This is a genomic window from Loktanella salsilacus, assembly GCF_024206795.1.
GTDB classification, from domain to species: domain Bacteria; phylum Pseudomonadota; class Alphaproteobacteria; order Rhodobacterales; family Rhodobacteraceae; genus Loktanella; species Loktanella salsilacus.
Genome location: NZ_CP072994.1, coordinates 2349172 through 2363137 on the forward strand (window position 1 = coordinate 2349172; position 13966 = coordinate 2363137).

Below are 13966 nucleotides of genomic sequence, written 5' to 3' on the forward strand. Positions count from 1 at the left end.
GTCACCTTGGCGGCAAAGGAACTGCTATGAGCATTGATCCAAACCTTCCCTTCGGCGCGGGCGCGCGCGCCATGATCATCGACGATCATCCGCTGTTCTGTGACGCGCTGCGCCTGACCCTGCGGGCTGTGACGGGGATTGAAGAGATTAGCGCGTTTGAACGGCTCGACCCTGCCTTGGCCGCGGTGCAGGCCGGGCCGGTGCCGAATGTCATCGTGCTGGATTTGAACCTGCCGGATGTGACCGGCCTTGATGGGTTGATCCGGCTGCACCGGTCCGTGCCGCAGGTGCCACTGGTGGTGGTATCGTCGATGGCCGATCACCGCATTATCTGCGCCGCGATCCGGGCGGGCGCTGCGGGCTTTGTCCCCAAGCATTCCCAGCGCGACACCTTTCGCACAGCATTTCAAACGGTTGCGGCGGGCCAGACCTATTTGCCCGACGATATAGATATGACCGAAGGCGCCGATGTGCCTGTGACGGACCGCGAAGACGCCTTGGCGCGGCTTGGCCAGTTGACGCGGCAGCAAGGCACGATCCTGCAGCTGATCTGCGAGGGGAAGCTGAACAAGCAGATCGCCTACGACCTGTCGATCGCGGAAACCACCGTCAAGGCGCATGTCACGGCGATCATGCGTAAACTTGGCGTGCAAAGCCGCACGCAGGCGGTGCTGATCGCGCAAGAAGCCAGCTACTCCAGCCTGTTGCAAAAGGCACCCTAACGCGGCAAGCTGAGGGTTCCTTGGGAGGGGAACATCCGTGATTTTGGCCAGTGAAGCTGTGCCGTCCGAACTGGTGCGCCGCGTGCATGTGGCAGAGCCGGGGCCGGACGCCGTGCAAGACATTTGCAAGGGGCTGGGGCCAGGTCCGCTGTCGCTGGTCGCGGTGTTTGCCGCGCCGGGGGGCGACTTTGCCGCATTGATCGCGGGGCTGTCGGCGGCGCTGGACGGGGCCTGCATCATTGGCTGCGTGACGGCGGGCGAAATATTTGGCGGTTATCAGGATGGCGGGATTGTCGCCATTGCCCTACCCGCCAGCCACTTTGAAACCGAAACCGTCCTGATCCCCGACCTGAACGCACTGAACCCCGACGCCACCGTGCGCGACATCATCCGCCGCCGCGCGGCGCTGACGGCGACGGCGCCGCATTGGCAGAACGAATTTGCCATCCTGTTGGTGGACGGGCTGTCGCGGCGCGAAGATGCAGTCGTCGCGATGGTGATGCACGGCTTGGGCCAAGTGCCGCTGTTTGGCGGATCGTCGGGGGATGGCACTCGTTTTGCCAGTACCGCCGTCGCCTATCAAGGCCGGGTGATGCCCGATGTGGCGGTCCTGACCTGCGTGCGCACGATCTGCCCCGTGAAGGTGTTCAGCCTAGATAACCTAACACCGACTGAACGGCGCATGGTCGTGACCCGCGCCGATCCAGAAGCGCGGATCGTCCACGAGATTAACGCAGAGCCCGCCGCCAGCGAATACGCCCGGCTGCTGGGCAAGGATGCGGGGCAGATGGATACCTTTACCTTTGCAGCCCACCCCGTCGTTGTACGCTTTGGCGGGCACCACCATGTGCGCGCGATCCAGCGGGTGACCGACGACGGCGCGCTGGTGTTCTTTTCCGCCATCGACGAAGGCATGGTGCTGACGCTAGCCACGTCAGAGCCGATGGCGGGGCATCTGGAAAGCCAGTTTGCAACGCTTTCTGCGCAGGCGGTACCAGATACGATCATCGCCTTTGACTGCATCCTGCGCCGGATCGAGGCAGAGCAAAAGCAACAAGGCGGCGCGGTCAGCCGTGTGCTGGCGGATCATAACGTCGTCGGCTTTTCGACATACGGCGAGCAATACAGTGGGCTGCATATCAACCAAACTATGACCGGCGTTGCGATCTATCCGCCGGGGGCCGTGGTGACATGACGACAGAGTCGCTGATCAATCCGGCTGACAGCACGCTGCGGCAGAATGAAAAACTGCTGACAATCTCGGCTGCGCTGATCCGGCGGGTCGAGCAGATGAACAACGATTCTGACGCCGCCTATGCGCAGTTTCAGCGGGCCGTCCTGCTGGAAGACACCGTGCGCGCCCGCACGCGGGAATTGGAACACGCGCTGGAACTGCTGAACCAGTCCAACGCGGAATTGGCAGAGGCCAAGCGCACCACCGACACCGCCCGCCGCGATCTGTCCAACGCGATTGAGACGATTGGCGAAGGCTTTGCCCTGTTTGACCCGAGCGATGTCATGGTGCTGTGCAACAGCCGTTTTGCCAGCGCGATCACCGGGGTCACGCCGCTGCTGAAACCGGGCATGACCTTTGCGCAATATGTGCATCTGGTGTCGCGCAGCCCCAGCCTGCGCCTGCCAGAGGGCGTGAGCCCCGATGATTGGGTCGCCCAGCGCACCCTGCGGCATGGCGACGATCAGGTCGTGTTCAACGTGCACATGACCGGCGATCGCTGGCTGCAGGTGTCAGAGCAGCGCACGCCGGACCGGCAGACCGTCATCATGCAGACCGATGTGACCGACATCATCCGGCTAGAGCGTGAAGAGCGGTCCCGCATGATGGACGACCACACCGCCCTGATCCGCGCGACGCTGGATCACATCCATCAGGGGGTGTGTATTTTCAACGGCGACAACCGGTTGGTGGGTTGGAACAGTCAGGTCGCGGGAATGCTGTCGCTAAAGCTGGCACAGTTTCGGGTCGGAGCGGATTTCGACTTTTTGTTCCGGCGGTTGCAGGACGAAGTGCGCATCCAGACGGGCACCCGCCCGGCGGAGATCCTCGCTTGGGTCCAGCGCCCCGGTGCCCGCCCGCCCTTGCGGTTCGAAGTGCGGCAGCGGCAGGGCAAGGTATTTGACATCTTTGCGCAGGACATGCCCGACCGGGGCTTTGTGATCAGTTTTACCGATGTAACCGCCGAACGGCAGGCCGCAGAAAAGCTGCGCGCCGCCAATGACTTGCTAGAGGCGCGGGTCGAGGCGCGGACAGCAGAAATCGCCGTGGCTTTGGCTGATGCGGAACGGGCGAATGCGTCGAAATCCCGCTTTGTCGCCGCTGCCAGCCATGATCTGCTGCAACCCTTGTCGGCGGCAAAGCTGTATTGTGCCTCGCTCGCGGATGACACGCTGGCGCCGGGGCAGCAAAACGCGCTGTCAAAGGCGTTGTCGGCGCTGGGGTCCGTTGAGGAGATCATCGGCGCGCTGCTGGATATCAGCCAGTTGGACAGTGGAAAGGCACCCGTGCGGCTGAGCGCCGTTGATCTGGGGCGGATCCTGCGCCAATTGGGTGACGAGCTGCGCCCGGCGGCCAGTGCCAAAGGGCTAGAGCTGCGGATCAGGCCCAGCACCGCGATGGTGCAGACGGACGCCAGCTATTTGCGGCGCATCTTGCAGAACCTGATCGGCAACGCGATCCGCTATACCGAGGCGGGGCGTATCCTTGTCGGCACGCGGGTCAGCGGCGATGGCGTCCGGATCGAGGTGTGGGACACCGGCCCCGGCATCCCCGAGGTCGAGCAAGAGAATATCTATAAGGAATTTCACCGCATTGATCCGGTGGCCAATACCGGGAACGGGCTGGGTCTTGGGCTGGCGATTGTGGAACGGGCTTGCGCCTTGCTGGATCATCACCACGGCATGCGCACAGCGGTGGGGCGCGGCACCTGTTTTCATCTGACCGTGCCCCTTGCCCCTGCCCTGTCCCGCGATCCCGCGATGCTGCCAGAGCGGGTGCCCGAGGCAGGCGTCGATATGGCGGGTCAGATCGTGCTGCTGGTTGAACCGGACGCTGCCATGCGCCGGGCGCTGGCCGCGTTGATGGAGCGGTGGGGCGTGCAAGTTCTGGATGTTGCAAGCGGCGTTGAGGCGGCGGCGCTGTTGTCAGAGATCGAACTGACGCCGGATGCGATGTTGCTGGGCGATCCCGCAGATGACAGCGTGGCGGGGCTGGCCTTGATCGCGAGCTTGCGCGCGCAATTTGGCCCGATCCCCTGCCGCCTGCTGACCGCAGACCGCGCACCGGGCATCGGGGCTGCCTGCGCTGCCGCTGGCGTCAGCCTGTTGCAGCGGCCCGTTGATCCGGCGGCGTTGCAGTTTTTCCTTAGGGCCGTGCGGGTGCCAACCTAAGCCTCTACCAAGATGGCCCGCAGATCGTTCACATTGGTCAGGGTTGGTCCGGTGATGACTTGGGTGCCCAGCGCCTCGAACACGGCGTGGGCGTTGTTGGCATCAAGTTGCGCACGCGGATCAAGGCCAAAGCCCTGCATGTGGGAGAGCGTGTCCGGGCCGATGGTCGCGCCTGCGATATCTTCGATCCCGTCGATGCCATCGGTGTCCCCCGCCAGCGCGTGAATCTTGCCGTGGCCGTTCAAGGCGATGGCCAGCGCGAGCAGGAATTCGACGTTGCGCCCGCCGCGCCCTTTGCCGCGCAGGGTGACGGTCGTCTCTCCGCCCGACAACAGGATGCAGGGCGCGGTGAAGGGCAAACTGTTGGCTGACACGCTGGTGGCGATGGCGCCAAGAGTGCGGGCGACGTCGCGGGATTCGCCCTCTATCGCGTCGCCAAGGATGTGGCAGGGGATGCCCTGCATTTGCGCAACGGCAGCCGCAGCTTGCAAGGCAATGAGCGGCGAGGAGATCAGGTGATAGCTGGCCCCAGCAAGGCGCGGATCATCCGGCTTGATGCTTTCAAACAGATGCGGCGCGGTGATGCCGTAGCGGTCAAGGATCGCCTGCGCGTCGCCGCAGGTGGTCGCATCCCCGACTGTGGGGCCAGAGGCGATGACGGCGGGATCGTCGCCGGGCACGTCGGAGATCGCCAGCGTGACGATGCGGGCGGGGTGGCAATGGGCCGCCAAGCGCCCGCCTTTGACGCCGGACAGGTGACGGCGGACGGTGTTCATCTGGCCAATATCCGCGCCGCTGGCGAGCAGGGCCGCGTTCACCGCCTGCTTTTCCGCCAGCGTCATGCCGGGGGCCGGATCGACCAGCAGGGCAGAGCCGCCGCCAGAGATCAGGCAGATCACCAGATCATCGGCGGTCAGATCAGCGCAAAGCGCCCAGAGTTCAGCCGTGGCGGCCTGCCCTGCGGCGTCGGGCACGGGATGAGAGGCTTCGCGCACCGTGATCCGGTCGCAGGGCACGCCGTGGCCGTAGCGCGTGATGACAAGGCCGGACAAGGGACCGGGCCAGCGATCCTCGACCGCGCGGGCCATGGCGGCGGCGGCTTTGCCTGCGCCAATGACGATGGTGCGCCCTTTGGGCGGCGGCGGCAGGTGGGGCGGCACGCAAAGCGCGGGCTGGGCGGCGGCCACGCCTGCGGCAAACATGGCGCGTAGCAGTTCGGTCTGGGTCATCATGCCTCCGGCAACGGTTGCGCGCAGGCTAGGCGATGGCTGCGGGGCCGTCTAGCGCAGCGCGCAGATCGCGGCGGTGCATGTTGCGAACGCGGCCCGGCCAATACCTTGCCTTTCGGGACAATCGCGCAGAGTCTGACCGCTTGACCGCTACCGCGCGGGCGCGCATCACCCCCGCAACAGGAGATAGCCATGTCAGACAGCGACACGCCGCAACGGTCCGGGATAGTAAGCGCGGTCCTGCAGTGGTCCGGCTGGCGACTTGTCGTGCCGCTGGTGATCATGTTGATCGCGCTGATCGTGCTGCGCGACCTGAGCCGCGATATCAGCCCCGGCGATCTGCGCCGCGATTTGGCCGGCTATGGCTGGGAACGGATCGCGCTGTCGATTGGCGCGATGGGGATCAGTTATCTGGCGCTAGCGCTATATGATCCGATCATCCTGCGCAGCCTGAGGATCGAGAATATGCCCGGCTATGTGCCGGTGCTGACGGGCGTCAGTTCCATGGCCGTGTCGAACCTGCTGGGGTTTTCGTGGCTGACGGGCGGCGCAATCCGCTACCGGATTTATGCCGCCTTTGGCGTCGATATCGCCACGGTGGCCAAGCTGATCGCGACGTCTTGGCTGGCGTTCCTGCTGGGGCTTTTGGTGCTGCTGGGCGGGTTATTTGCGTTCCATCCCACGGGCTTGAGCGGCGTGATCCACCTGCCGGACGGGTCAGAGCTGCTGGTCGGTTGCGCAATCCTTGCCGGGGTCGCGGGCGTGCTGATCTGGACCGCGCGTGGGCCCAAGACGGCGTCTTGGCGGTCGGTGTCTGTCACCTTGCCCGCTGCGAAACAGATGATCGTGCTGATGGGCATCGCGCTGATTGATCTGACAGCAACGGCGCTGACGCTTTATGTGCTGTTGCCACCCGATCTGGCGCAGAACTTTGTGCTGTTTTTCGTGCTGTTTATCGGGGCGCTGGGCCTTGGTGTGGTCAGTCACGCGCCGGGCGGCCTTGGCGTGTTCGAGGCGGCGATTATCGCAGGCCTTGGCGGCACGGGGCGGTCTGATCTGCTGGTCGCGCTGGTGTGCTACCGCGTGATTTATACGGTGCTGCCGTTTGTGATTGCGGTCGTCGGATTGGCGGCGGCTTGGGGCCTTGCGAACCGGGACAAGGCCAGCGCGGCGCATGCGACGTTGCTGCGCGCGACGCAGCCTATCGTGCCGATCCTGTCGGCGGCGCTGGCGCTGCTATCGGGGGCGGCGCTGTTGCTGCGGGGCGATCTGCCCGCCGTCGGGGCCCGCGCCTTGCTAGAGGATCTGTTGCCGCTGGGTTTGGTTGAAACATCGCACCTGCTGGCGAGCGTGGCGGGGGTTTTGCTGCTGATCGTCGCGCGGGGGCTTTATCGGCGAATGGCGCGGGCGTGGTTCATTTCGATGGCGCTGCTGGCCGCAGGGCTGGTGTTATCGCTGCTGAAGGGGGCAGAGCTGGAAAATGCCATGGCCCTTGCGCTGGCGCTGGCCGTGCTTTGGTCGTTTCGCAGCGCGTTCTACCGCGTGGGTCTTGGGTCTGCGCTGCGGCTGAATATGCGCTGGCTGATTAGTGTGGCGTTATTGGTGGTCGGGATCACGTGGATCGGATTTTTCGCCTATCGCAACGTGACGTATAGCGATGCGATGTGGTGGCAGTTTGCGTGGAACGGCGATGCACCGCGATTTTTGCGGGCAACAATTGCGGTGACGGTGGTGCTGATCGCTGTAGCGCTGAACAGCCTGATCAGCCGGTCCAATACACGGCTGATGCCCGAACCAATCCCAGATGTCGTGCGCCGCCTGACCAAGGCCAGCTATGATACAGAGGCCGCGCTGGCGCTGACCGGCGACAAGCGGTTCCTGATTGCGCCGGGGCAAGACGCCTATCTGGCCTATGCCGACACCGGTGCCAGCCTGATCGCCAAGGGTGATCCTGTCGGCGATCCAGAAGCGGGTGAAGCGTTGATCTGGGCGCTGCGTGATCAAGCCGACCGCATGGGGCGGCGCTGCGCGTTTTATGCGGTGCAGACGCATTATCTGCCGACCTACATTGATCTGGGCCTATCCGTCGTCAAGATCGGAGAGATCGCCCGCGTCCCGCTGGCGGGCTTTTCACTGGACGGGGCCAAGCGCAAAGATTGGCGCCACGCGAAGGCGCGGGCAGCGCGTGATGGCTATGCCTTTGCGATCATTCCGGCGGCGCAGGTTCTGGATCACTTGGGCGCGTTGCGCGCTGTGTCCGACACCTGGCTGGCGCTGAAATCGGGATCGGAAAAGGCCTTTGCCCTTGGCGCGTTTGATCCGGCGTATTTGTGCAACTTTGATCATGCGGTGCTGCGCCACGTTGAAACCGGGCGCATTGCGTCCTTTGCCACCCTGTTGCGCAGCGGCACAGGGGCAGAGGTTGCGATTGATCTGATGCGCTATGATCCTGACACCACGCCCGCCGCGATGGACGGGCTGTTTGCGGATATGATGCTGTGGGCGCGGGACGCGGGGTATACGTGGTTCTCGCTTGGTGCGGCCCCGCTGGCAGGGCTAGAGAACCGCAAGCATGCGCCCGTCTGGAACCGGGTCGGCGGGTTCATCTATACCCACGGCGAGCGGTTTTATAAGTTTGAGGGCCTGCGCAGTTTCAAGCAAAAGTTCGATCCAGTCTGGTCGCCGAACTACCTTGCCAGCCCCGGCCGCATGGACGCGGCCCGCACTTTGTATGAGGTGAATACGCTGATCTCTGGCGGTGTGTCCGGTGTGATACGGCGCAAGCGCGATTGATGGGTTAATTGGATCGGTCCGGGCAAGCCCGGACCGATCCGCGAGGGCGCGGCCCCCACCCCCCCCGAGGTATTTAAGACCAGAAGAAGGGGACGCCCCCTAGTTCATAAACCAGCCGTGGCTGGCGACGATGGACTGGCCGGTCAAAGCATTTGTCGGGAAGGCGGCGAAGAGCCAGGCGAGGTTTGCGATGTCTTCGATCGTGGTGAATTCGGTGTCCACGGTTTTGCCCAGCATCACTTTGCTGACGACCTCTTCTTCGGAAATGCCTAGGTCGCGGGCCTGTTCGGGGATCTGCTTTTCCACCAGCGGGGTTTTCACAAAGCCGGGGCAAATGACGTGGCTGCGTACGCCTTTGGGGCCGCCCTCTTTGGCCAAAGTGCGCGACAGACCCATCAGGCCATGTTTCGCGGTGACGTAAGCGGATTTCAGGGGCGATGCCTCTTTCGAGTGGACGGAGCCCATGTAGATCACGGTGCCGCTGCCCTGCGCGTACATATGCGGCAGGCAGGCCTTGGTCGTCAGGAAGGCCCCGTCGAGGTGGATGGCGAGCATCTTTTTCCACTCGGCAAAGGGGAAATCCTCGATCCGGTGGACGATCTGGATGCCAGCGTTGCTGACCAGCACGTCGACGCTGCCCAGGTCATCCACGGTCTTTTGCACGCCTGCGTTCACCGCGTCCTCGTCTGTGACGTCCATCTCAACCGCGATGGCGCGGCCGGGGCCCATGGCGGTCAGCTCGTCCGCGACAGCTTGTGCGGCGTCCAGTTTTAAGTCGGCGATGGCGACATTGGCCCCGTCAGAGATGTATTTCAAAGCGATCGCCTTGCCGATGCCGCTAGCGGCGCCGGTGACGATGCAGTTCTTGCCGGTCATATTCATGGTGATGTCCTTTCGCGCCCGCAGGGGCGTTGTTGTGAAACCAACTGGCCCAATTTAGCCCATCGCCTGCAGACGTTTCAGCAAGCTAGAGGTGTCCCAGCGGCCGCCGCCCAGTTTTTGCACGTCTTTGTAAAACTGATCGACCAGCGCGGTGACGGGCAGGCTTGCCCCGTTCGCGTCAGCGGCGGCAAGGCAGATGCCAAGGTCTTTGCGCATCCAGTCAACGGCGAAACCGTGGTCCCATTTGTCGCCCAGCATGGTCTGATAGCGGTTCGCCATTTGCCACGACCCGGCGGCACCTTGGCTGATCACCTCGACCACGGCTTCGCCATCAAGGCCCGCCTTCTGGGCAAAGTGCAGCGCCTCTGACAGGCCTTGGACAAGGCCGGCGATGGCGATCTGGTTGCACATCTTGGTCATCTGGCCTGCGCCGCTATCACCGATGCGGCGGCACAGCTTGGCATAGACCTGCATGACCGGCTCTGCGCTGGTGTAGGCGTCTTGGTCGCCGCCGCACATGATCGACAGCTGGCCATTTTCCGCGCCCGCCTGCCCGCCGCTGACGGGGGCATCGACAAAGTGCAGGCCTGCGTCTTTGGCTGCGGCGTAAAGCTCTGCCGTGACCTGCGCGCTGACGGTGGTGTGGTCGACGAAGATCGCGCCGGGCTTCATGCCCGCGAAGGCACCGCCCTGCCCTGTCGTGACGCTGCGCAGGTCGTCGTCGTTGCCCACGCAGGCCAGCACGATATCCGCGCCGTTTGCCGCCGCCTCTGGCGTGTCCGCCATTGCGCCGCCATGCTGATCGACCCACGCCTGCGCCTTGGCGGCTGTGCGGTTATAGACCGTGACGTCGTGGGTTTTGGCCAGATGTCCGGCCATCGGATAGCCCATCACGCCCAGTCCAAGGAATGCCAGTTTCATGTCGTCTCTCCCGTTGATGCTTTGGCGGCAGAATGACGGGTTTGGCGCGGATGTGAAGCGGTGTCAGGACTTCTTGACGAATTCAGTGAGGATCACGATGCGCTGGCCTTCAACCCGGCCTTCGATATGGGCGGGATTGTCCGCGACAAGGGATATCCGCCGCACCGCCGTGCCGCGCTTGGCGGTAAAGCCCGCACCCTTGACGGTCAGGTCCTTGATCAGCGTGACCGTGTCGCCGGTGTTCAGCGTGACGCCGTTCGCGTCCTTGTGCTGGCTGTCTGCGGCGACGTTTTCGGCCCAAGCGCGGGTGTCGTCGTCCAAGTACAGCTGCCCCAGCAGATCATCCGCCCAAGGCGCGTCGATCTTGGTTAAGGTGCGAAAGGCGAGGACCTGCACGGCAGGGTCTTCGGACCACATGGTGGTGGCAAGGCTGCGGAAGTGGTCCGGGTTTGTCGGGCTGTCATGCTGGTCGATACAAATCCCGCAGAGGTCCACGGACGCGTCCGCCGGGCCGCCGGGGACAGGTGTGGGGACGAGCGGGGTGTTGGGGGTGGCGCAGAGGGGGCAGGTCATGGGTCGTATTCGACAGGAGTAAGACTCAAAACACAATAACTATTTAGGCTGAATTTCCGCCAAATAGTGATCAAATTCATAAAATAAATCACTACATCTACCATCAAACATCTCCACCGGCGCACGAAATCTCTTATCCATAAAGCTGGTAGAAATTAAAGACTGTAACCGCAATTTAGTATCAGCGGATCGCCCCATGGCAGTCGCTAAAACGCGCTTCGCACCTCCGTCTTTTGGAGTCAACACTTGCATATTTATATCGAGAAAAGCAAACCCAAGGAACATCACAAGGTCAGCCCCTTCAAAAGACGACTTTATACTATGAGATAGCTGAGTATCAATGACACCTTCGGTAAACGTCCTAATCTTATCAGACGATGAAATTATTTCGCTAGCATCAAAACTGCTTCCAAAACCAGTGGCCCTGCCCCCGCTAACTTCAATGCTACCTACTGATCCATAGGGGTGAATTACATTTATTGCGCCTAACACTTTAACTATATCTTTTTCACGTAAGTCAAAATAGCTAGCAGCCGCACTCACAAGAAAATGCTTAATGCAGCGATCATAATTAAACGATATAAAAGTTATATTAGCCAATGCGTCTAGAAAATTTTCAAATTTCCTTTTCGCCACGATTATCCTAAAAAATACGCTAATCCAGGTTTCTTTAAGTCTCTCAAAATTTATTTGATTAAATATGTTTCCTTCCTGAACCATCAAAAGGCTCCTACGCTCAGCATTCATAATCTCATTGGCAATTGCCATTTTCCCAACAACGACTAGATCAGAGTTGTGACTGTGCGTATCAAGGTAGTTGTCAATCGATGGCGCTAGAGGCATGTTCGCACTGATTTGACGGGCAGCTTGAAAGAGAACATTTCTATCTCGCCCACTATCTTGGCAAAATTTAGAAATGGCACTTGCTAGATTTCTGTCGCCCGCGCTCCCGACAATACTTCCAAAATTATCCTGATTAAAATTTAACGCCATCCTCAAGCGGCCAGCAAGCTGCACCCCGGTTGGCAAGTCGAATTCCGCACTTGCTCCCGCCCCCACAACAATCACGTTTTTTCGCATATTGTCACCCATCGAAAGCGCGCCCTATATGTTTAAAAAATGTCGACTTCAAAAAATCCTAGCCTCGTATGCTATAGTGAAAATTGAAATATTTAAATTATACTACGGACTGGATTTCATCCTGGCTCTATAGTGAAATTGAAAACTATCCTACAAAAACTATCGCTGATAGCTATCGGGAGTACCAATAGACAGTATTACGTCATCACTTTGATCACCAAAGCGCGACGAGTTCACGTCAAGCTTCTTTGATTTAAGCGAGGCTGTGGATCACAGTTCAGACCACTGCTTCGATGGGGCCGCACATCTAAATCCATCATTTCTCATGCAGGTTATGCATCCAATACCGTTGAGTCACGCAAAAGCTGCAGGACTTCAAACGCAACCGAGTGCGGCCACATTTGACTGCGCCAAACGTTTCCCCGCACGCGCGCTTAAAATGTCCAGCTTTTAGCTGTCCATTTTAAGCGCGGAAATAAACGCTTCTTGCGGAATGTTCACACTACCGAACTGGCGCATCTTCTTCTTACCCGCCTTCTGCTTGTCCAGCAGCTTGCGTTTGCGCGTGGCGTCGCCGCCGTAGCATTTGGCCGTGACGTCTTTGCGCAGGGCAGACAGGGTTTCGCGGGCGATCACTTTGCCGCCGATGGCCGCTTGGATCGGGATTTTGAACATGTGGCGGGGGATCAGCTCTTTTAGCTTTTCGACCATGGCGCGGCCGCGCATTTCGGCCCGGTCGCGGTGGACCATCATCGACAGCGCGTCGACGGGTTCGTCGTTCACCAGCAGCGACATCTTGACCAAGTTATCCTCTTGGTAACCGGTCAGGTTGTAGTCAAAGGACGCATAGCCCTTGGTCACGGATTTCAGGCGGTCGTAGAAGTCGAACACTACCTCGTTCAGGGGCAGGTCATAGACGACCATCGCGCGGCTGCCCGCATAGGTCAGGTCCAGCTGCACGCCGCGGCGGTCTTGGCACAGCTTCAGCACGTCACCAAGGTATTCGTCGGGCACAAGGATCGTCGCCTTGATCCGCGGCTCTTCAATATGGTCGACAAAGGTCAGGTCGGGCATGTCGGCGGGGTTGTGCAGGTCCTGCTGCGTGCCGTCCTTCATAAAGATGTGGTAAACCACGGATGGCGCGGTGGTGATCAGGTCGATGTTGTATTCCCGCTCGATCCGGTCGCGGATGACTTCAAGGTGCAGCAGGCCAAGGAAACCGCAGCGAAAGCCAAAGCCAAGGGCGGCAGAGGTTTCCATCTCGAAGCTGAAGGAGGCGTCGTTCAGGGCCAGTTTGTCGATGGCGTTGCGCAGATCCTCGAATTCGGACGAATCGACGGGGAACAGGCCACAGAACACGACGGGCTGGGCAGGCTTAAAGCCCGGCAGCGCCTGCGTCGCGCCTTTGCGTTCGCTAGTGATCGTGTCGCCGACGCGGGTGTCGCGGACCTCTTTGATCTGGGCGGTAAAGAAGCCGATTTCGCCCGGGCCAAGCTGGTCCATCGGCAACATGCCGGGTTTGAACACGCCAAGGCGGTCGATCAGGTGGACGGTGTCGTTGGACATGAACCGCACGCGGTCCTTGAGTTTCAGCACGCCGTCGATGATGCGCACCAGCACGACGACGCCCAGGTAGCTGTCGTACCAAGAATCGACCAGCATCGCCTTGAGCGGCGCATCGCGGTCGCCCTTAGGGGCCGGCAGGCGGTGAACGACAGCCTCTAGCGTTTCCTTGATGCCGACGCCGGTTTTGGCGCTGACGCGGATCGCTTGGGATGCGTCGATGCCGATGACGTCTTCGATCTGGGCGGCGACGCGGTCACATTCGGACGCTGGCAGGTCGATCTTGTTCAGGACCGGCACGATTTCGTGGTCAGCGTCCAGCGCGTGATACACGTTGGCCAGCGTCTGCGCCTCGACCCCTTGGGTGCTGTCGACAACCAAAAGCGAGCCTTCGACCGCGCGCATGGAGCGGGAGACCTCGTAGGCAAAGTCGACGTGACCGGGGGTGTCGATCAGGTTCAGGACATACATCTCGCCGTTGTCGGCCTTGTAGTCGATCCGCACGGTCTGCGCTTTGATGGTGATACCGCGCTCACGCTCGATATCCATGGAGTCCAGCATCTGTGCCTTCATGTCCCGGTCGGCGACGGTGCCGGTGGACTGGATCAGGCGGTCAGCCAGCGTGGATTTCCCGTGGTCAATGTGTGCCACGATCGAGAAATTGCGGATGTGCGAAAGATCGGTCATGGCGCGGCCCCAAAAGGTCTGAAATTAGCCCCTGTCAATGGCGGGTCAGCCGCGATTTTGCAAGGGCTGTCGGGCACGATGACACGGGCGCGGACATTTGGCCGCGAATAG

The 13966-nt window shown here is 61.2% G+C and carries 10 protein-coding genes; 4 read left to right on the forward strand and 6 right to left on the reverse strand.

Annotated features, from left to right (window positions below; translation table 11 throughout):
• Positions 1–26: 26 nt before the first annotated feature.
• The 3 genes from KBW81_RS11430 to KBW81_RS11440 are packed head-to-tail and all read left to right on the forward strand — an operon-like array spanning position 27 to position 4127.
• Entirely contained in the window at positions 27–722 is a 696-nt protein-coding gene (locus tag KBW81_RS11430; protein ID WP_245754252.1) for a LuxR C-terminal-related transcriptional regulator, read from the forward strand.
• 37 nt (positions 723–759) lie between these two features.
• A complete protein-coding gene (locus tag KBW81_RS11435; RefSeq protein WP_254247253.1) occupies positions 760–1917 on the forward strand; it encodes an FIST N-terminal domain-containing protein in 1158 nt (385 codons plus the stop codon).
• Positions 1914–4127: a sensor histidine kinase gene (locus KBW81_RS11440; RefSeq protein ID WP_254247254.1), complete on the forward strand. Its 2214-nt coding sequence runs from the start codon at positions 1914–1916 to the stop codon at positions 4125–4127. The genes KBW81_RS11435 and KBW81_RS11440 overlap by 4 nt, the downstream gene beginning before the upstream one ends.
• On the opposite strand, the gene KBW81_RS11445 is transcribed toward KBW81_RS11440, so the two are convergent.
• Positions 4124–5359 carry a glycerate kinase type-2 family protein gene (locus tag KBW81_RS11445; RefSeq protein ID WP_367305286.1) on the reverse strand — a complete coding sequence of 412 codons (1236 nt, stop codon included), beginning with the start codon at positions 5357–5359 and terminating at the stop codon, positions 4124–4126. The two genes, KBW81_RS11440 and KBW81_RS11445, sit on opposite strands and share 4 nt — an antisense overlap.
• A gap of 189 nt (positions 5360–5548) precedes the next feature.
• Between KBW81_RS11445 and mprF the strand changes: the two genes are divergently transcribed.
• Entirely contained in the window at positions 5549–8149 is a 2601-nt protein-coding gene (gene mprF / locus KBW81_RS11450; RefSeq protein WP_254247255.1) for a bifunctional lysylphosphatidylglycerol flippase/synthetase MprF, read from the forward strand.
• Between the two features lie 99 nt (positions 8150–8248).
• Here mprF and KBW81_RS11455 read toward each other — a convergent pair whose 3' ends face one another.
• From KBW81_RS11455 to lepA, 5 genes are all read right to left on the reverse strand, one after another.
• Positions 8249–9031, reverse strand: a complete 783-nt coding sequence (locus KBW81_RS11455; protein ID WP_254247256.1) for a 3-hydroxybutyrate dehydrogenase — start codon at positions 9029–9031, stop codon at positions 8249–8251.
• A gap of 54 nt (positions 9032–9085) precedes the next feature.
• Entirely contained in the window at positions 9086–9952 is an 867-nt protein-coding gene (locus tag KBW81_RS11460) for an NAD(P)-dependent oxidoreductase (RefSeq protein ID WP_254247257.1), read from the reverse strand.
• A gap of 63 nt (positions 9953–10015) precedes the next feature.
• A complete protein-coding gene (locus KBW81_RS11465; RefSeq protein ID WP_254247258.1) occupies positions 10016–10525 on the reverse strand; it encodes an alkylphosphonate utilization protein in 510 nt (169 codons plus the stop codon).
• A gap of 39 nt (positions 10526–10564) precedes the next feature.
• The gene (locus KBW81_RS11470; RefSeq protein WP_254247259.1) at positions 10565–11617 is read right to left on the reverse strand and encodes a hypothetical protein; all 1053 of its coding nucleotides are present in this window, start codon (positions 11615–11617) and stop codon (positions 10565–10567) included.
• A gap of 438 nt (positions 11618–12055) precedes the next feature.
• Entirely contained in the window at positions 12056–13855 is a 1800-nt protein-coding gene (gene lepA, locus KBW81_RS11475; protein WP_090190378.1) for a translation elongation factor 4, read from the reverse strand.
• Positions 13856–13966 lie beyond the last annotated feature (111 nt).

Excerpts from the sequence above, each read along its gene's own strand:
- KBW81_RS11430 (WP_245754252.1), top strand. The coding sequence starts at position 27 with ATGAGCATTGATCCAAACCTTCCCTTCGGCGCGGGCGCGCGCGCCATG.
- KBW81_RS11440 (WP_254247254.1), top strand. The coding sequence starts at position 1,914 with ATGACGACAGAGTCGCTGATCAATCCGGCTGACAGCACGCTGCGGCAG.
- KBW81_RS11445 (WP_367305286.1), bottom strand. The coding sequence starts at position 5,359 with ATGATGACCCAGACCGAACTGCTACGCGCCATGTTTGCCGCAGGCGTG.
- mprF (WP_254247255.1), top strand. The coding sequence starts at position 5,549 with ATGTCAGACAGCGACACGCCGCAACGGTCCGGGATAGTAAGCGCGGTC.
- KBW81_RS11455 (WP_254247256.1), bottom strand. The coding sequence starts at position 9,031 with ATGAATATGACCGGCAAGAACTGCATCGTCACCGGCGCCGCTAGCGGC.
- KBW81_RS11460 (WP_254247257.1), bottom strand. The coding sequence starts at position 9,952 with ATGAAACTGGCATTCCTTGGACTGGGCGTGATGGGCTATCCGATGGCC.
- KBW81_RS11465 (WP_254247258.1), bottom strand. The coding sequence starts at position 10,525 with ATGACCTGCCCCCTCTGCGCCACCCCCAACACCCCGCTCGTCCCCACA.
- KBW81_RS11470 (WP_254247259.1), bottom strand. The coding sequence starts at position 11,617 with ATGGGTGACAATATGCGAAAAAACGTGATTGTTGTGGGGGCGGGAGCA.
- lepA (WP_090190378.1), bottom strand. The coding sequence starts at position 13,855 with ATGACCGATCTTTCGCACATCCGCAATTTCTCGATCGTGGCACACATT.